The organism is Leptospira ainlahdjerensis (assembly GCF_016919175.1).
Lineage (GTDB): Bacteria > Spirochaetota > Leptospiria > Leptospirales > Leptospiraceae > Leptospira > Leptospira ainlahdjerensis.
In genome coordinates this window covers 88440-107758 of sequence record NZ_JAFFPU010000074.1, presented here as the reverse complement: position 1 = coordinate 107758, position 19319 = coordinate 88440, and the positions used below count along the sequence as shown (strand labels likewise).

General features: G+C 41.1%; 15 protein-coding genes and 1 pseudogene. 6 read left to right on the top strand and 10 right to left on the bottom strand.

Annotation, left to right across the window (positions count from 1 at the left end):
• From JWG45_RS18575 to JWG45_RS18560, 4 genes and pseudogenes are all read right to left on the bottom strand, one after another.
• Positions 1-376, bottom strand: a pseudogene (locus tag JWG45_RS18575) (hypothetical protein); the annotation flags it as partial.
• Positions 373-1692, bottom strand: a complete 1320-nt coding sequence (hisS, locus tag JWG45_RS18570; protein ID WP_205281110.1) for a histidine--tRNA ligase — start codon at positions 1690-1692, stop codon at positions 373-375. The pseudogene JWG45_RS18575 and the gene hisS, both read right to left, overlap by 4 nt.
• A 6-nt stretch (positions 1693-1698) precedes the next feature.
• Positions 1699-2847, bottom strand: a complete 1149-nt coding sequence (locus JWG45_RS18565; protein ID WP_205281109.1) for a DUF1577 domain-containing protein — start codon at positions 2845-2847, stop codon at positions 1699-1701.
• Between the two features lie 9 nt (positions 2848-2856).
• On the bottom strand, positions 2857-4932 hold the full coding sequence (locus tag JWG45_RS18560; protein ID WP_205281108.1) for an OmpA family protein: 2076 nt from the start codon (positions 4930-4932) through the stop codon (positions 2857-2859).
• A 93-nt stretch (positions 4933-5025) separates the two neighbouring features.
• Between JWG45_RS18560 and folP the strand changes: the two genes are divergently transcribed.
• Complete coding sequence (gene folP / locus JWG45_RS18555; protein ID WP_205281107.1) at positions 5026-5871, top strand: dihydropteroate synthase; 846 nt, start codon at positions 5026-5028, stop codon at positions 5869-5871.
• Between the two features lie 3 nt (positions 5872-5874).
• On the opposite strand, the gene JWG45_RS18550 is transcribed toward folP, so the two are convergent.
• Together JWG45_RS18550 and JWG45_RS18545 are read right to left on the bottom strand one after the other, a co-directional pair.
• Complete coding sequence (locus tag JWG45_RS18550; RefSeq protein ID WP_205281118.1) at positions 5875-6858, bottom strand: tetratricopeptide repeat protein; 984 nt, start codon at positions 6856-6858, stop codon at positions 5875-5877.
• 91 nt (positions 6859-6949) lie between these two features.
• The gene (locus tag JWG45_RS18545; RefSeq protein WP_205281106.1) at positions 6950-7858 is read right to left on the bottom strand and encodes a tetratricopeptide repeat protein; all 909 of its coding nucleotides are present in this window, start codon (positions 7856-7858) and stop codon (positions 6950-6952) included.
• A gap of 106 nt (positions 7859-7964) precedes the next feature.
• Between JWG45_RS18545 and mpl36 the strand changes: the two genes are divergently transcribed.
• Positions 7965-8891: an RlpA family plasminogen-binding lipoprotein MPL36 gene (mpl36, locus tag JWG45_RS18540; RefSeq protein WP_205281105.1), complete on the top strand. Its 927-nt coding sequence runs from the start codon at positions 7965-7967 to the stop codon at positions 8889-8891.
• A 62-nt stretch (positions 8892-8953) separates the two neighbouring features.
• On the opposite strand, the gene JWG45_RS18535 is transcribed toward mpl36, so the two are convergent.
• Positions 8954-9124 (bottom strand): hypothetical protein, encoded by a 171-nt coding sequence (locus JWG45_RS18535; protein ID WP_232380764.1) that lies wholly within the window; start codon positions 9122-9124, stop codon positions 8954-8956.
• 204 nt (positions 9125-9328) lie between these two features.
• The gene (gene cysE / locus JWG45_RS18530; protein ID WP_205281103.1) at positions 9329-10045 is read right to left on the bottom strand and encodes a serine O-acetyltransferase; all 717 of its coding nucleotides are present in this window, start codon (positions 10043-10045) and stop codon (positions 9329-9331) included.
• A 122-nt stretch (positions 10046-10167) separates the two neighbouring features.
• Here cysE and JWG45_RS18525 point away from each other — a divergent pair, with 122 nt between their 5' ends.
• Both JWG45_RS18525 and JWG45_RS18520 read left to right on the top strand, forming a co-directional pair.
• Complete coding sequence (locus tag JWG45_RS18525; protein WP_205281117.1) at positions 10168-11061, top strand: site-2 protease family protein; 894 nt, start codon at positions 10168-10170, stop codon at positions 11059-11061.
• Positions 11025-12440, top strand: a complete 1416-nt coding sequence (locus tag JWG45_RS18520) for a Vgb family protein (protein ID WP_205281102.1) — start codon at positions 11025-11027, stop codon at positions 12438-12440. The genes JWG45_RS18525 and JWG45_RS18520 overlap by 37 nt, the downstream gene beginning before the upstream one ends.
• 41 nt (positions 12441-12481) lie before the next feature.
• On the opposite strand, the gene JWG45_RS18515 is transcribed toward JWG45_RS18520, so the two are convergent.
• Together JWG45_RS18515 and JWG45_RS18510 are read right to left on the bottom strand one after the other, a co-directional pair.
• Entirely contained in the window at positions 12482-13822 is a 1341-nt protein-coding gene (locus JWG45_RS18515) for an MATE family efflux transporter (RefSeq protein ID WP_205281101.1), read from the bottom strand.
• On the bottom strand, positions 13823-15106 hold the full coding sequence (locus JWG45_RS18510) for a dicarboxylate/amino acid:cation symporter (protein ID WP_205281100.1): 1284 nt from the start codon (positions 15104-15106) through the stop codon (positions 13823-13825).
• Between the two features lie 140 nt (positions 15107-15246).
• Here JWG45_RS18510 and JWG45_RS18505 point away from each other — a divergent pair, with 140 nt between their 5' ends.
• On the top strand, positions 15247-18429 hold the full coding sequence (locus JWG45_RS18505) for a SpoIIE family protein phosphatase (RefSeq protein WP_205281099.1): 3183 nt from the start codon (positions 15247-15249) through the stop codon (positions 18427-18429).
• A complete protein-coding gene (locus JWG45_RS18500; protein ID WP_205281098.1) occupies positions 18422-19312 on the top strand; it encodes a gluzincin family metallopeptidase in 891 nt (296 codons plus the stop codon). Before JWG45_RS18505 ends, JWG45_RS18500 begins: the two co-directional genes overlap by 8 nt.
• The last annotated feature ends 7 nt before the right edge of the window (positions 19313-19319 follow it).

The window sequence follows — 19319 nt, the reverse complement described above, 5'->3', positions numbered from 1 at the left end:
CCGCAAACTCGATGACAGCGGTCTTAATTCTTGTATTTTTATTTAAATTTTCTCCGGCCTTGATTCTTATCAGTTTCATATCCGGATTGGAATCAACTTTTCCGGCGACCGTGATCAAGGGCCGCTTTCTCGCGATTAGTTTTTTTAGGAATAATACGAATCGATCGTTTGCATACGTGATCGTTCCAGTAAATAAAAGGACCCAATACCACGCGATCGGTAGATCATTTTTTAAGAAAAGAAACGGAAGAAGAATAACGAGGAAGACTTCTCCGCGATTGATCTTGGAGAGAATATGGCTCAGTTTAGGATTGTGCAGATTTTCACGGATCCAAGTTGAAAGTGAAAAGTCGATCTTATCTACGATTTCTATCAAAGTTGAAAGTCTTTCTTCAGAATTTCAGAGAGGCCTTTTCTCGGCAGGCTTTTCTGTTCTCCGGAAACCAGATCCTTTATCTGAACGGATTCCGATTGGATTTCCGATTCTCCGAGAAACAATACGTAGCGATAACCTTTTTTTTCCGCGACTTGAATTTGTTTTCCTATTTTTGCGGAATCTAACATGGTTTCGGTGAGAATTCCATTCTCACGTAACTCTTTAGAAAGTTTGGAAGTTTCTAAGAATAAGGACTCATCCATAATAGGCAGAAATACGGTAGTTTGTCTTCCTAACTCGGGAATCAAGTTATGACCCTCGAGAAAATTTTTGAGGGTGACATCCCCTAAACCGAATCCGATTCCGGAAAGTTGTTCTTTTGAAAAGAGGCCGATCAGGTTATCGTAACGACCTCCTCCGTAAAGAGATCTTCTGTTCTCTGGGTTTGTATCAAAAACTTCAAAGATAAATCCTGTGTAATAATCAAATCCGCGAATGATTGAAGGATCAAAGGTAAGCTGTTTTCCAACTCCCAATTCTCCTAATTCACCGAATAAATTTCGAATAAAAGAAACGGATTCAGAGTCGATGCCGGGGATTTCAGAAACATTCTCCAATGATGAAGAGAGATAGGTCTCAATCAGAGGTAATTGTTCCTGAGCATTGTTTAGAAGCGGTTTAATTTCCGCTTCAAATGCTTCCGCCGTAATTTTAGATTTTTTATCCAAAAGTTTGGATACACCGTGAATCTGATCCGCATTTAACTTCAAAGTTATCTTTAAAAAGCTATCGAGAAGTTTTCTGTGCGAAACCTTGATCTGATAACTTCCTTCCGGAGCTCCGAACTTCTTGAGGATAGAATCCGCTATGAGTAGAATTTCGAGTTCAGCGCGATAGGTATCCACGCCGAAAAGATCCACGTTTAGCTGCCAGTGTTCGCGGAGTCGCCCCTTACCGGGCTGTTCGTATCGCCACAAGTTCGGAATGGAAAACCAGCGAACCGGTCTCGGTAGGTTGCGAAGATTTCCCGCAACCATTCTCGCGAGAGTCGGGGTCATTTCAGGACGAATCGCTACCCGCCTCTCACCTTTATCTATGAAGTCATATAACTGACGTTCGACGATCTCCTCGCCGCTTTTGGCCTTGTAGAGATCGAAAGATTCTAAGATGGGGCCGTCATATTCTTGATAACCGAACGAGAGAACGGTCTCGCGCATGATGGAAAACATCCAGTTGCGGAGACGCATTTCTTCCGGGTAAAAGTCTCTAGTCCCCTTGTAAGGGGCTGTGGTTAAAAAATTCTTCTGATTTTCCAAGGCAAATTACTGAGTCTTAATGAAGTTCATATTTTTCTTCAATAGAGTCATATTTGCCTTAGCATCATTGGAGCCAACTATTTCTGCACCTACGTGGTAGATTTCTCCGACCTGAAAAATATGTCGGATATGGAATGCAAAACGTAAGGGCGCCTGCATTTTAAAAGTGATGTCCGCCGTGAAAGAAGGTTTGTGTAAAAAAGACTCGATCAATTCGGACTCGGTGACTTCCAAAAGAATGCCGCCTTCCGAGATGTTAAGAACATTCTGTCTAACATCCAGAGCCTTCGTATTGGAATCTCCCATTCTTGAATTGAAGATTTCTTCCATTTCAAGGTAAAGAGGAACTACTTTTTCGGAAACAGGCCCGTCACTGGACTCGATGACGCCCATCGCAAAGATTTGCGTCTCGCCGCCGGTTCTGAAAAGAATTGGAAAAATCAAAAGAGAGCGAACCTTACCGCTTTTGAAAAATCGTATTCTATCTTCCAAGATCAACTCTTCTTGAAGAATTTGTTTTATAGGAAGTACGTCCAAATCCTTAAGATCGTTTTCAGCGTTCGAATCCATCGTATTCGTATCACTGATATAAATCGGTCTTTTATGTTTTTTTACCAATTCTTCCTCGGGTGAAAGATCTTTGGAAGAACTGAACACCAAATGTGCGCTCGGGTAAATTTGTTTTATTTTACGATTGAGATCGTTCAGAATGATTTGTCCGGAAGTTCCCAACACTTTACTGACTTCCAATTCCTTCCGAGGAATGAGAAACTTGTGAGCTACTACCTTGCCGATCAAACCTTCTATCCGCGGAGACATTCTTTGAGTTTTGGCGATTCTTGCGAAAACCGGTTTACAGATGATCTGAGAGTCAGTCTTTTCCGTTACGTGAAATCCAATTTCAATGTGTTTGGAAAGGGTTCTATATAATACGAGTTCACCGTCCAGATTGGTCAGCGTAGTATCGATCGGAAAAATAAACGTGCCGTCTTCTTTAATCTCGATCGGTTTTAATTCTTGATGAAACGGCGATTCTTTTACCAACAATCCTTGAAAGTGAATGTACTCTTTCAGAATGTATTTTATCTTATTCAGGTCTTCGATGATTTCCCAGGATCTTGGCGCCTGCAAAAATTCTTGATACATTACGTTCATGAAAACTCCTTAGAGCTTTCGAAAGCTAACCCTTCTATTTTTTGCTCTTCCTGTTTCTGTTTCATTTTCTGATTCCGGCTGCGAATACCAATAAGCTCTTGCTTTGACTCTTTTCTCAGAAATTCCTTTTGAGATGAGATATTCATAAACGTTACGAGCCCTTTTCGCGCTCAACCTCGTGTTGTATTCCTTAGAGGCCACGTTATCCGTGTGTCCCCCAACTTCAATTTTATCGGACGCATTTTTCAACAGATACTCTACAAGGGGATTTAAGAACTTTTTATTCTCTTCTGTGATTTTTGTTTTATTAAATTCGAAATAAATGCGTAGATTATAGATCGGATCTACGTCCTTCTCAGCTTTAAGGAAAATTGTCACTGTTCCGTTTTTGGAAATATTTTTTTGACTAAGATTCACGCTTTCGGAGATGTATTTCGGAGCAATCGCAAATAATTCGAAATCGGATTCAGGTAATTTATTTACTAAAAAGGATTTTTTATCGGATTCTTGAGGGAGCGACTCTCCTTTGCGATTGATCGGTGTAAAAAGGGTTACCTTTGCCTCTTGGAGAATTTCTTTCGTTTTTTCATCGGCCACAACGACTCTCAAACCGGAAGCAACTGCGGTTTGTTGATTGTTCGTAACGCGAGTTTCTTCCGTCTTCGCCGTCTCTTCCGTTTTTCCTTCCCCAGTTTTGATCGGTAGTAAGACATAAGTCCGATAAACTTTGCGATTTTTGCCTATGTTCCCACGAAGGTCTAAAAGGTCTTCCTGAGGATGAAAACCCGGCGAGCTGATCTCGATCTTATAAACTTTACCGGTCTGAAGCGCAGTTGTAAAGTTAGACGGCCTTCCTTTGCTGAGATCTCCTCCGATCCTTTTCGAAGTGACTACCATTGCAGGTTTGCTTCCATCGTAAATTTTTAGCGTTGCATCGAGTCCGATCATCGTCTTTTCGGATCCATCCAGTACAAGACCTTTGAAATTGAGATTGTAAGAATTACGAAGCGCTTCCGGAACCTGGAATCGATAAATGTCAAACTGACCTTCTCCGCCAGTTCGGTTTGAGGAAATGTAAGCCCAGATTCCGTCACGATCAAAGCTGATTCCCTCGTTATCAAAACCTTCCCATTTTTCCGAGTTAAACGGTTTTGGTAATAGAAAAAGAGAAGACTGGTCCACTTTTGGAATGATAGATTCCGTAGCGTTTATTTCGGTTTTTTCTTCGACGTCTTCCTCGTCCTCGAGCATATTGTCTAACGCGGATTTGTATTTTAAAAAGATTCTATAAATCTTAAACTTCTTTCTTTCATCTTCCCGATTGGAGCTAAAGTAAAGTTGTTCCCCGTCTTGATGGATGAAGGGAAGAATTTCGCTCTCCGAAGAATTCAAAGGAGAGCCTAAATTTTTTGGTTGAGACCAGGTTCCATTCTTCATATTTCGCGTTGAAATCCAAAGATCAAAATCTCCGTAACCTCCGGGGCGATCCGAAGAGAAGATCAAAAAATTTCCGTCCGGCGAAATTGCCGGCATCTTATCGTTGAAGTTGGAGTTGATTTCGTTTAAGTGTTCCGGATCACTCCACCGACCTGTCTTTTTATCTTTGATCGTTCTGTAGATGTTTAGTCCTTCAAAACCGGTCCTTCCGATCGAAGGATTGAGAGTGGATGTAAAATAAATTTCCGAAGGAGCGTGATTCGGATCAAAAAGGATCGAGATTCCGCCTTCAAAAGCGTTCGAGTTAAAAAGATTCGGCTTGCGAACTCCGGCAACGGATGCGCGTTTTAATTCTTCTCGAATGTTTTGATTCATGTTTACCGGCTTTGTCCATTCCGCCGGAGCTTCCTTATCTAGATACTGAACGTTCTCCGAGATCCAGATATCCATTCCGCCTTCACCGCCGGGTCGATTTGATTGAAAGACGATATACTTTCCATCCGGACTAATCAGAGGATTGTATTCGTCGTTTTGTGTGTTTAGAGGTTGGCCGAATTGTTTTTCCGGTAAATCGGGCAGAGGTTGTGAAAGGATAGGAGAGAGAGCGCAAAAAAATAAGTATAAAAAGAATTTAGAAAAAGTACGCATGAATCGCTCCAAAAAGAAAGTCAGAGAAGGCCGTTTTTAGTTTAATTTCAGGATCTCTCTTAGAGTATCGGTCTTGAACAAGAGTTTTTAAAGATGGAAACTAGCAAGGATCCGAATTCTTCCCCACATTCTCCGGTAATCTTCGGGGTTCTAAATATCACAGAGGATTCTTTTTCCGATGGGGGGAAATACCTCGCTCTTACCGCCGCTCAAAACAAAGTAGATTCTTTGCTTTCTCAAGGTGCGGACGTCGTAGATATCGGAGCTCAGTCTTCGAACGTCAAATCCGATCTGGTCGGTCCGGAGATAGAATGGGCTCGAATGAAGGATCTTGTTCCAAAATTGATAAACAACAAGGTTCGTGTTTCCGTCGATTCGTTTCAACCGGAAGTGATCCGAAAGTCATTGGAAGCCGGTGTTGAATTTATCAATCATATCCGAGGTTTTGTAGACAAGGAATCGATCCGGGAAGCTTCCAAATTCTCCGGGACGGATCGGAAGTTCATCGTAATGTATTCTCACAATCATTCCAATCGACCGGAAACGTTTTCTCATCTCACCGAAGAAAACGTCATTCAAGAGATTCGAAATTTTTTTAGAGAAAGAAAAAAGGAAATGTTAGAATCCGGAATTTCCAACGAACAATTGATCTTTGATCCTGGAATGGGCTTTTTTTTGAGTCCCGATTTTCAGATCAGTTTTGAGGTTCTGAGAAAGATCGAAGAACTTCGAGAAGAATTCTCGCCAATGATGGTTTCCGTGACTAAAAAGTCCTTTCTGGGAAATGCGTTAGGCGGTCTTGAGGTTTCCGAAAGAGAAATCGCGACTGTGATCGCTGAACTCTATCTTTCCCTTAAAAACGTAGAATACATTCGAACTCACGAACCTAAAAATTTAAAACAAGCGCTTACGATTTGGAAGTTTTTGCAATCAAGATAAAAGTTAACGCCCGACTTTGATATCTTCTACGGTTTTTTTTCCGGAAGAATTTAGAGTAGGTAAAATTTCCTCTTCTCGAATTTGAAGTCCTCTGTTTTGTAATTTACGAACGTAAGGAACGATAGGACTAAGATCGTTGTTTGGATGGATCGACAGTAAAACTCGTTTCCAAAGTTCTATAAAAGGAAGTGTTTCCCTTTCGAGGTCGGGTGTTTTACGGATCCATTCCATAGCCTCGGAGTAATTTCTTTTTTCATAATATGCTTTTGCAATGTAGTAAGTCAGATCCGGAATTTTATCGTCGGTCGATTGAAGATTCATCGCAAACATCAGAAGATCGTCCCATTTTTCCATATCATGGGCCAGAAGAACCATAGAAGCACGGGCGTTTTTATGGTAAGGATTGATTTGAAGAATTTTTTCCAAATAAAAATACGCCTTTTCGAAATCCTGTTTTTCCAAAAAGTAAACACTCAATTCCTCCCAGGAAGCGAGCTCCAAACCCGGAATTTTGGACTGAACGTCGAGTATCAGAACGGTCTCTTCTTTTCGATTTTGAGAATTTAGAATTTTTCTAAGTTGTTGAACCTGATCCTTTTTCGCCGTTTTCAAAAAAAGGTCGATTTCTTCTTTTGCGGGATCGTATTCGTCGATCAGAAAATGCATTCGGAGCAAATTGGAAAAACAGATCGGATTTGCCGGGGAAAGTTTCAGACATTCTTTCCAAGAAAATTCTGCATCGTCTAAAAAGGAATTTTTTGCGAAAAGAATTCCTAAGTTATTCTTATCCTCTGCGCTCGTACCTTTGCCTCTAAATTTCCTCACTGCCCAAAGAGAACTCACTTTTTCCAATTCGGTTTGAGAGAATTCGACGGAGTTCAAATACAAAAAGGAAGAATCCGTTTCCAAAATTTCCGCTTCTCGGATCGGATAGATGCAAGAACTAAAAAAGGAAATGACTAAGACTATGAATAAATTCCAAAACATTTTAGTAGGCCATTTATGATGGCTCGTTTGAATTTCCAAACTTTGTTCGGGGTCAACGCGAAGGCTTTGCTGCTTTTGGCAAGCTCGCTCTCTATGGATCGCTCGCTTCCTGTGCACCAGTTTCTTCCAATTGTTTCTGAGCATAGAGCATATACTTCAGAGCCCGTTCTTTATCACCATGAAACAGATACATGAGTGAAAGATCAAGTGCATCCTGAGGACTCGGAGGTGTGAAGTCTTCCGGATTCTCCTTGCTCATTTCGAACTTTGAGCGGAATTCATCCAGTTTGTTTTTGGTAAGTTTTTCCAAGGATGCAAAGAAAGCCGCTTCTTCCGGATTCTTTTTAGATTCATCTATCGCGTCAGAAAAACGAGTAAATCCTTTTGCTTGAGAAGTCGCTTGTTTCAGAATTTCAAAAGATTGCTTAAAGTTTCCAAGCCGAGTGTGGACCTCGGAGATCAAAACCTGCATCCGTGAATCTCCCGGATACAGTTGATTTACTTTGTTCGCGATTTCTAGACATTCCTTCCAACGTTCTTTTTCAAAATGAAAAGTCGCTAAAGCGGTCAACGCCATCCTATTGTTTGGATCGATTCGAATTGCGTTCGTTAAATAGAGCTCGGTTTTTTCGTCCTTCTCCAGTTGGCGATAACAGTAGGCCAAAAGAATGTGGGATTTCAAAAAACGTTTTTCGAGTTCGAGTGATTTTTTGAGGGAACGAATCGAAGTTTCGATTTCCCCCATACGATAGAGTTCAACTCCGATGTTGTAGTAAAGTTCGGGTGTTTTACCCACGCCGAGAGCTTTTTGGTAAACCTCAATCGCCTTTCCCGAGTTCCCTTGTTTTGAATAAAGGGCTCCGAGGTTCAGATAGGATTTTTGATACTTAGGTTGTGCATTTATGATTTTTTCATAGTGCTGAATTGCCTCCGGGAGTTTGCCTTCCTTTTCCAATGAAAGCGCTTGGTTAAATACTCTGCTGATGTCGGTCCCGGTCATACAGGAATTATCGGACCGAAATCTCTCTCGGACAACTGAAAAAGTAGTAATGAAATTTTTCGATTCTTCCGATTGATTAAAGGAATCACTAGGACCCGAGGGAACCATGAAACAAATAGCAATCTTAGTTGCCCTGATTATTTTTACATCTTGTGCATCCGTTGAATCGAAACGGAGTGTAAGCGCTTCCGGAGATCCGTCGGAGATTTTCTTCGAAAAGGAAATCGCTCCAATGGATAGAGAATCCGGTTCCAATTCTTCGAGTTCGCAAAAACCGAATAGAAGATCTTTTGAAGAAGAATTGAACGTTGAAAAATTCGCAAAGGCTCAACCTCCTGAAAAATCGAATTCTTCTTCCGGAGATTTTGATGAAATTGGAATGTCTTCTTGGTATGGCGGAAAGTTCCACGGGAAACCCACTGCGAGCGGAGAGAAGTTTGATAAAACAAAACTCACCGCCGCACATCCCACTCTACCATTGGGATCCATTATCAAGGTTCAGAATTTAGATAATCAAAAAGAAGTTTTAGTTCGTGTGAACGACAGAGGCCCTTTTGTGAAGGATAGAATCATTGACCTTTCCGAAAAAGCCGCCGACACTCTTGAGTTCAAAGACACGGGGGTCGCGAAAGTCGGGATCAAAGTCATCAAACGCGGTGGGGCTGCCGGAGAAGAATCGGAAGATCTTGAAAATTCCGATGACGAAGAAGCTTTGTTAGGTGATGAAAATGGAAAACCGGAAAAATTAAATCCTCAAAAAACGGATTACCCGAATAAGCCGGTTGCTGCTGGGAAATACATCAAAGGCGCTCCAAAAGGTTATACCGTTCAGGTCGGAGTTTTTCGCGATCAAGGAAGAGCGGAAACTTACAAATCGAATCTTGGACAAGAATACGGAGAGAAGACTTTCATGTTTACGAGAGACGGATTGTTCGTGATTCAGTTGGGTGATTTTGGAAATCGTACCGCTGCGGATTCCTTTAAGTCCAAATTGAAAACCGACGGAATCGATTGTTTCGTTCCGAAAAAATAAGATTCTTATAAACGGTGCTTCCTCGGAGCCAAACCCCGTGAATTGTCACGGGGTTTTAGGTTTTAACGGTGCGCCCTACAGTTATCCTGTTTCATTCTTCCACGACAGATTTCTTTGGCGGTTTCCACAACCGCGATTCCGCAAGTGTTGAGACTCGAATCTACACACCCGGGGATAACAAGAAGAAGTGTAGGCAAACACTTATCGAATTCTTCCATATCTTTCGAACACATTTGCTCGTTTGAAACGAGCAAATTACAATCAAAAATTCCGAACGAAAAAATTAAGAATAGCACCAAGGAAAGAATTTTCTTTTTCATAGGCTTGATATGAGAATTCCGTGAATCAAAAAAATCAATTCCGAAATTTCTTTTTACTCTCGAAGGCGCGGAATCTTTTTGAAAAAGTTTTGAAAATCGGCTTAGCCGAACTTAGTTTTAGATTCCACTACCATGAATGAATTCGTCCAGGATTTCTTCTAGGTTGTCCTTTCCGTAGTTAGGACGAATTTGATTTCCACCGATCTGATTTATGGAATGGACCTCCTTTTGAAGAGTTTCTATTCTTTCGAGAAGAATGGAAAAAACTCTTGCGACCGGATCGGGAATTTCGTTGTGATCGAGCATGTGCTCGCCTTCTTCGCCGATCGGCATTTTAGAACGAACTATCTTCGCGGGAATTCCGACCACGGTCGTATCGTTCGGTACGTCCCTCATGACAACCGAGCCGGCGCCGACACGAACGTTTTTTCCGATCGTGATATTTCCTAGTATTTTGGCACCTGCCCCGACGACGACGTTTTCGAGCAATGACGGATGACGTTTCCCTGATTCTTTGCCGGTTCCACCCAAAGTCACACCTTGATAGATAAGACATCCTTTGGCGATAGTTGCTGTTTCCCCGATTACGATTCCATGTCCGTGATCGATCATAATCCCGTTCGCAATCTGCGCTCCGGGATGAATGTCTATTCCAGTGATGAATCTGGAAAAAGTATTGATCATCCTTGGGATAAGAGAGAGTCTCATCCGATAGAGAAGATGAGCCACCTTATGGAACCAGAGAGCGTGAAGACCCGGATAACAAAGTACGATTTCCAAATACGATTTAGCGGCTGGGTCATACTTCTTAATAAATTTAATATTTTCAAACAAGTGATTCTCTCCGGGCCCTGATTAGTAAGAGGCTAAAAATTCGCAATACCATGTAAAGAGGATTCTTTCCAAGAAGAATAGAATAACGATTGAACCAGTCCAGATTTTCAACGCACTTAATCCTGTTTATCCTCACTTTTTTGACTCTGACTTTTCAGAGTGAGTTCTTTGAGATTCCTTTTTTACCTGTGCACTATATAAAAGAATTATTTTATCTTAGACTTCCTTATTCCCTCTCTTTAATCACAATTCTTTTGGCGCACGAAATGGGTCATTATTTGGCCGCACGTCATTACGGTGTTAAAGCGACTTGGCCTTACTTTATTCCGATTCCGTTTGGACCAATCGGAACAATGGGCGCCGTGATCAGAATTCTGGAACCCATTCGAAACAAAAAACAACTCTTCGACATCGGCATTTGGGGACCTCTGATGAGCTTGATTCTTTCCGTTCCTTGTTACATTCTCGGAATTTATTGGTCCTCGCTGGTACCTATGGAATCGTTAAAAGGAAATCCTGGAGTTATTTCCTTCGGAGAGTCTCTTTTTACCATTTTTGTAAATCAATGGGTTCATGGACCTTTTGATTCTTCGATTCAAGACGTTTGGATTCATCCTCTTGCGCGGGCGGGTTGGGTCGGTCTGCTTGTCACCGCGATCAATCTTCTTCCCTTTGGTCAGTTGGATGGAGGGCACGTAATTTATTCCGTTTTTGGTGAAAAATATCGGAAGTGGATTTATTATCTTTTTACAGGGTTTTTACTTTTATGTTTTTGGAATTTCTCATGGTTGTTGTGGGGTTTTCTCATTTATTTCATCATAAAGGTAGAACACCCGTTTGTCCCTGACCCGGTAGTTCCTCTGGATCGATTTCGGAAAATCGGCGGTATATTGATTTTATTCTCGCTGATTCTTATTTTTGTACCGTCGCCGATTCAACTTGGAACTGATATAAATAAACCCGGTCTTGCAGAGGAGCTATGGATTTCACTCAAGTCAGTTTTTTCAGGTATTTAATTTTACTCGGATATTTCTTTTCATTTCCGATATTCGCGCAGGATCAGGAAATCAAACTTACGGACAATGCGTATGGATTTACCTACGACGGTACTAACTTTTGGTACATCGATTCTTCACAACGTTCTTTGTATCGTGTCGATCCTTCCGGAAGACAGGAATCGTTTCCGTTAAACATTCCATTTCTAACCGGAATCAATTTTGATCCGAGAGAGGGTAGGATCTACATCGCATCTAGGAAACTCATTCTCAAAGTAGAACCGAATACTGGCGGAGTAACGGAACGTATTTCGGTTCCGATCGAGAAAATCGGAGGCATCGCAAGCCAAGATTCCCTTTTATACATTCTCGATCAGGAGAATGGAAAAATTTCCATTCTAGATAAGGCAACCGGAAGGATCATCGGAGGTTTTCTTACGGATAGGGCGCAACCGAAAGATCTCGTTTTTGCGAGGGATTCACTTTGGATTTCAGATTCTTCCGATGGAAATATCTACCGGTACAATCCGAATAACGGAGCCATTACGGGTTCCGTCAAAACTCCTTCGAAAGAAATCAGAGGGATGGTTTTTTTAGGAAGCAGAATCTACGTCGTTGATCGTACGGGTAAAGAAGTGAGACGAGTTTCTTTTGTGGAAACGGATCGTTTTATCGCGTCGGGTGAAACAACCCATCAGGTAAAAGTGAAACTTACTTTTTCTTTGAACGAACTTTCGATTGCCGGAGGAATGCTCGGTCTTTTTCAACCTCCAACTACGGAACACCAAAGGGTTCGAAATCTAAAGATGGGAGAATCCGGATTCAAACAGGATTTTATCGGAAATGGAAGAGCCTTTGTAAAAAATCTCGGAGTGGACGATAAAAAAGGAACCCAGACCTTAGAATATTCTTTCGAAGTTAGAACTCAAAATATACGTTACTACGTTACGGACGACTTTCTCGAAAAGAAGGAAAGAATCGGAGACGATATCAAGCCCTTTCTAAAGGGAGAACCGCTCGAAAAGCAAAAGAATTCATACTATGTGGATAAGGTTTTCGATGCGAGGTTGTTTCGAAATTCGATTCCCGCTTTGAAAAGGAACTTAATCGATTCTGGAATTCCAGTTCGTTCCTTATATTCGGCAACCAGAGCCGAAAAGGATTCGGTTACGTTTAAAGAAACTTTAGAATTCTATATTCCCGGTTTCGGATGGGCTCCGATTCAAAACGTAAAACCCGCTTCGGATGAATCCTCCCGTGTCTTTAAAAAAGGGGAAGAAAGTTTGGATTTGTTTCGGGGAGAAAATTGGGAGGACATCGTTTCTCCGATTTTTTACAAAAGCCGAAATTCGGAAGAATGGAAATCCATTCCTTCTGAAATTCAGGTTAGTTTTGAATGATGTCTAACGTATTCGGTTCGTAATACGATTTTTTTATCGGCTTAACTCTCTCTCGGCAAAAGAATAGCGGATTCCCGCGCATTTCTAAAAACCCTTTTGGCCTGTATCGAAAGTGTAAATGCCCTTCCGATCATAAGCATGGTTAGGGCGAGCCAAAGGAGATGATTGCTTTTTGTGACTTTTCCAAAATATGCAATCGGCAAAAAGAACATGGTCGTACTGAAAAGCATGGAGTTTCTCAGAATTCTCCCTTGAGTTAAGCCGATAAAAAAACCGTCGAGAATAAAAGCTACGGTTCCGATTTCCAAAACGGGAATGAGCCAGAATTGATAATTTCGTATAATGGAAAGTATTTCCGAACTTTTTGTAATCAGTCCGAAAGTCATTTTCGGAAATTGAAAGAGAAAAATTAAGAAGCTCGTAGTAAAAAGGAAACTCACGGAAAGCGCCAAAGAGAGAAGGGATTTCAAATCCTTCCAGTTTTTTTCAGCATAAAGATTACCTGCTAAACTTTCCGTAGAAAGAGCCGCCCCATCAACCAAATAAGCGCTCACAAGAATCAATTGCAGAAGAATCGAATTGGCCGCCAATATTTCGGTTCCAGCTTCCGAACTGAAATTTCGAAACAGACTAAACGTTACGATGAGGAAGAGAGTTCTTAAAAAAATGTCTCTGTTTAGATGAAGGAGCGAAGAAAAACCGGAAACTGAAAGTAGGGCCCTTTCTCGGATCCAAGAAAGCTCGAACGAAGAGGTTTGTTTCCATTTTCGAAGAAACAGAAGTATAAAAACAGATAACATTCCAAACTGACTGATCGTTGTTGCGAGGCCTGCGCCGTAAGCTTCCCAACCTAACTCCAGAATAAAATAAGCGTCTAAAAGGATATTGATTCCATTTGCAATGACGGTTGCGATGAGGACGTAAGAACTTTTCTCCCTTCCTAAAAACCAACCGGTAAAAACGTAATTGCAAAGAACGGCGATCGAGCCGGGAATTCTTGCATCGAAATAAGTAATACCAGCTGATTTTACGGAGGATTCTCCTTCTAAAATTCTAAATCCGAATTCTTTGATCCAAGGAGAAAGAAGAAGAATTCCGATCCCAAAAAAACACGCTAAACAAATGGATCGAATGAGAATAAAGAGAGATTCTTTTTCATTCTTTTCTCCGGAGGCTTGTGCGGTTAGACCCGTGGTTCCCATTCTTAAAAATCCGAACATCCAAAAGATAAAATCGAAAAGAATTCCGGATAACGCCGCGCCGGCCATAAAGATATGTGTATCTAAATTTCCTAATATAGCGGTGTCCACCAATCCGGTTAAAGGAACGGTGATGTTCGCGAGAATGTTGTAAAAGGTGAGTTTATAAAATTTAGATTTCAATCAGGTCAATTTGTCCATCACACAGGCCGCTGTAATGTCGCCAGTGACATTGATTGTCGTTCTGCACATATCCAAAAAGCGATCCACTCCTAGGATGATTCCGATTCCTTCCGGCGGGATTCCTAACCCAGCGAGAATGGTCGCTAAAATTACGATTCCAATGCCTGGCGTACTTGGAGTTCCGATGGAAGCGCCTACTGTCGTAAACAAAAGAAAGACGAGTTGTGTCGGTCCAAGGTTAATTCCATAATACTGAGCTAAGAAGATGGATGCCACCGCTTGATATAATGCTGTTCCGTCCATGTTTACGGTGGCGCCGACCGGAATGATAAATTCCGCAATGTTCTTTTTTACTCCTAATCCTTCGGTAGCGGTCTGAATCGAGACCGGCATCACTGCGGCGGAACTTGAGGTAGAGAAAGCAAGTAATTGGAGACTTGCAATTTTTTTGAAAAAATCGATTGGGTTCCTTCTCGCGACTATAATGAGAATGATAGAATACATTGCCAGAACAGAAATCAATCCGAGCAAAACCGTACTCATATACATTCCCAGCGTAAGAAGAAGTTCCATACCGATTGAGGAAATTGCTTTTGCCATGAGACCGAAAACCGCGAAGGGCGTTAAACCCATAGCCCAGTTTACAATTTTCATACTGATTTGAAAAATCGAATTCAGAATTTCTAAAATCGGTTTTGAAAGTTCCTTTGAAACGGAAAGAATCGCGATTCCGATCAAACAAGAAAAAACGATGACGTTTAACATTTCTCCCTGAGTAATAGAAAGTACCGGGTTTTTCGGAAAAAAGGACATTAAGAGTTCTGGATATTTATCCAAACTTGGGATTGCGACCGGAGAAGGAATTTTGGAACTTTGAAGATGTTCTAGACGAATCGCCGATTTTCCGGGTTCCAACCAAGTCGCTAAAAAAATTCCGATCGCAACGGCTGCGAACGTGGTTAAAACAAAATAAATAACCGTTCTTATTCCAAGTTTTTTTACGTTCTCCAGATTTTCGGCTGAACAAATTCCGAGAATAATAGAAGAGAAGATTAAAGGAACCATGATCATCTGCAAAAGGCTGATGAACACGAGCCCGGGAATAACAAGCCAAGAAGTAGTAAGTTGAGCGACATCTCTACTGAAGAGAGATACATCGGTTCCGAGCAAAGTGCCCGCAAGAACGCCGGCCGCCATTCCGATGAGAATTTTTAGCCAAAGTTTTTCCCTTAAATGTCCGGAAATCTTGGTATTAAGGGATCTTAGCTTTTCAAAAACGGCCATTTGGGAAAACTCTTTTGAATCGTTATTTTTTCTATTGATTTTTAGTTTTGGTGTGAATTATTGAAACCGTTTTCGAGATTTTTGATTAAACCCGTGCTTTTTCGAACAAAATATAGAATTAAAAAGACGGACTGGAGATTATGGGATTAGATTTTCTGAGATCAGATTTGATTCTCTTCAACTATTATTCTTTTGGAAGTCTATTAGTAACATTTACGACTTTTTTCCTCGCAGTCTTCTTTATTAGTTTAAGAAGAAAGACCGTTGCAACCTATCATCTCGGAATCGGATTTTTTATCCTTGGATTTTTTGAGATCGGCTACTTTCTTGCGGCGTTCTATTATCACCCGTTAGCGGCGTATCATCGGTGGTTGACCGGAGGATTGATTCTGCCGGCCATTACTCATTTTACTCAATTTTTTATCCGTTATCCAAGCAATTATAATAAGAAATTAGGAACTTGGTTGTTATATTCCCAACATGTTTTTAGTTTTTTTGTGGCATGTGCTTTTATCTATTTAACGTATATTTCCGAAAAAATTTATCACTTCACCGCGCACCACTGGGATTTTAACGCGCTCGCTTCGAGCAGATATCTTGCTTTTAGTATCGCTTTTTACTCCGTAATCGCCTTTATTATTGTACCAATTTGGAGAATCATTACCGACAAGGATAAAAAACGTTTCGCAATTTTTCTTTTCGCAGTCGGCTTTATGATAGCCGCTTTTTATCCGAACATAGCCAACGTTTTGAGTAGAGACGGTGTCATGGACCGATCGACATACATGACATCGACTCTGATTTTCTTTATCGCTGCCTTTTCAGTCGTCGCAATCGTTTTTATAAATAACAGTACAGAACGCACCACTTTCATGGTTAAGATTGTGGGTATTACCCTTTTTACGATTTGTTTGATCATGCAAGCGCTCGTTTTTATCTCTAACCAAGACAAAGAATCGGAATACGATAGTCTTCACCTTGTAAATAGTGAAAGAGTTTTAGAAAGCGGTCGTACAAACGACGAAGTTCAATATATTTTGCGCTACGATGAAAAGAGCGGAGAATTGGTCACGAACGATTATGATCCAAAATATGCTTTGGATCTCTCTCTCGTAAAGGTCGACTTACAAAATACACTGATCTACGAGGAGATCGCCGGTCTCAAAGAAGATAATTTTCGAGAGAATCTCAAAAGTATTTTAGATTCTTCGCCTGAATATTTTGCCGGTTATAAAGACGCGATCTATAAATTTGTAAAAGAAAATTCTTCCTTAAAAACGAAAGAGCTGAAGGTCGGACTCTTAGCGCTCGCCGAAAAACTCAACAAGAACGCGTTCGTGAATACGAACAAACTTCAAGGGCTTCGTCATGAATCATTCTGCGAAGAGGGAAGATCCTATTTAGAAAAAAATAAAGAGTTGGAATCCTTCAAAACTGGAATTCTTAAAAACTTAAACGACTGTTCTTGGAAGGGAAAAGAAATTTCGGGCAAGGAGCTCAAAGCGGAATTTCTAAAATACTTCAGTTATTTCAAACCGGCAGAAACAAGACACTACAGAAGAAGTGTGGATGGGATGGGTCATCACGTAGCTTTTATGAAATACAATCCCGCAAAGAAGCAGGTTGTCGAACTCGGATTCTCTTATAAAAAGTATCGAGAGTTTATGCATCCGACTTCCGTAAAACAAACCATCATTCTATTGGTAGTGATCTTCGTTGTTCTGGTATTATTCCCGCTCTTTTTTAAAAGCAGTCTTGTGAATCCGTTGAATAGTTTACTTTCCGGTGTGGAAAAAGTAAATAAAGGCGACCTGGACGTCCAGGTTCCTGTAAAGGTTCGGGATGAGATCGGATTTTTAGCGGATTCGTTCAACTCGATGGTTTCTTCGATTAAACAAGCCAGAAGAGAATTGCAAGATTACGCGGAAAACCTCGAAGAAAAAGTTAAAGAAAGGACTCAAGAAGTTCAGGAGAAGATGGAGGAAGTCCAGAGGTTGAAAGTTCAGCAGGATGGGGATTACTTCCTTACATCTCTTTTGGCGAAACCTCTTTTTTACAACGCCAATAAGTCGAAACTCGTAAATACGGATTTTATACTCAAACAGAAAAAACAATTCGAATTTAGAGGAAAACATTCCGACTTAGGCGGTGATATCTGCGTTACGGGGAATCTACGTTTAGGAACTCCCGATAGTTATAAACGTTATACGATGGCGATGAACGGTGACGCTATGGGTAAATCCATGCAAGGAGCCGGTGGAGCCCTCGTGATGGGAGTTGTCATGAATTCCATCATGGCGCGATCAGCGGCAAACAATCGTATTTTAGAAAAAACTCCGACTGAATGGTTGAGCGAAGTTTATCAAGAGATTCATTCCGTTTTTAAATCTTTCAATGGAAGTATGGTAATCTCGGCGACGATTTTCTTAATCGAGGAAGAAACCGGAAAATGTTTTTATTTCAATGCGGAACATCCTTTCACAGTTCTTTATAGGGATGGGAAGGCCAGCTTTTTGGAAGAAGGTTTGCAACTTAGAAAACTCGGATTGGATTCCGAGTTCGATTTTCAAATTAGAACTTTTGAATTGAAGAAGGGGGACGTTCTGATTCTTGGATCGGACGGACGTGACGATATCGATCTGACTCCGGAAGAAACCGTAAGAACGATCAACGAGGATGAAAATCTTTTCTTACGCAATGTCGAAAAAGGAAAAGGAAACCTAGAGGATATTGAAGTCGAAATTCGAAAATACGGCGAACTGACCGATGACCTTTCGATGCTCAAAGTAGAATTTCAGCTCGAAAAGAAAAAAGACGAACTCGATGAAATGTTTACCGGCGGAGATAGAATCGAAGTCGCTCTCAATCCTGATGTAATCTATGAGGACGCAAAACAACTCTATAAGAATGGAAAAGTCGAACAAGCGCTCGAACTCTTAAAGACAGGTTATACGCACGACACTGCTAATCAGAAGATCAACAAACTTCTCGGTCTATTGAGTTTCAAAGGAAAAGATTATACGACTGCGATTGAAGTTTTGGATAATTATCTAAAAACCGATCCGGGACTACATGAATACTGGTTCTATCTTTCAATAGCAAACAAGAAAGTCGGAAAATACGATCACGCACTTCACGCTAGTTTGAAACTTAAAGAAATTCAACCGGAGAATCTTTCAAACTTGATCAATCTTTCCGATATCTATCGTCTGATGGACCAGTTCGATTTAGCCGAAGAGGTTGCGAATCAAATCATGCATCTGGATCCGGGAAATCAAAACGGTGAAAGGCTCCTAAAACTCATCGAAAGAGATCGTGCATAAATTCTTTTTTGGAATTTTAATTCTAATTTCTTTCGAGCTGTTTTCGGAAAAGAATTCCTGGATCCGAAGAATTCCACTTTCCAGAGGGGAATTGATTCTTGAGATTCGAAATTCTTCCAAGGACAAAGAATGGAACGAGTTTGCGTATCACAAAACCGTAGATCTGTTTAAGGCTTTAGAATCTTATTCAGGAATTTCATTCCACGAGGCTAGCGCTCCCGTATTTGAGGGTCGGAAATCCTCGGAAAAATTCAAGGTCCTCCTTTTTTTACAAGATCAGGTTTTTTTAAACGGAACTCGCGTTGGGGGATTCAATAATATCTCGGGTGATCTTGGACCCGTGAGGGGAATTTTTTTCGAGCCCGACCTTGCTCCACCCGGATTTCCCGCGCTTCTCTTTCATGAGTTAGGTCATTTTTATTTTGCCGATATCGCTTGGTTGAGCGAGGGGCTTGTTTCTTTTTTACCGTTCGTTCTTTATAAGGAAAAGAAAATCAATCTTTCGAAGGAAGAGCTGATCTCGATGGCGGAAGAATGGAACATGGAAGAGGATTTACAGGGAGGAAAGGATTTTCCGCTCGATCCTGATTTTCGAGCAAAGACGGCTTCGGCGACTCCGACTTTTTACAATAAAGCGCTGAAAGTTCAGTTCATTCTTTATAAGGAATTAGGACCGGCTGGATATCGGGAATTCGTGAAGAAACTCGTTTTTGAAAACTCCCCGAAGACAACGGGGGAAGTAATCTTGATTCTCAAATCGATTAGAGATAAGAATTGGTCGAGTCTACTTCGTGGTTGGGTGACCTCCGGTCCGTATGAGGTCTATTCCTGGAAGACCTTTCAAAAAGAATCCATTTTTCGGAACTTCGTTTCCATTCCCTAAATTGAAC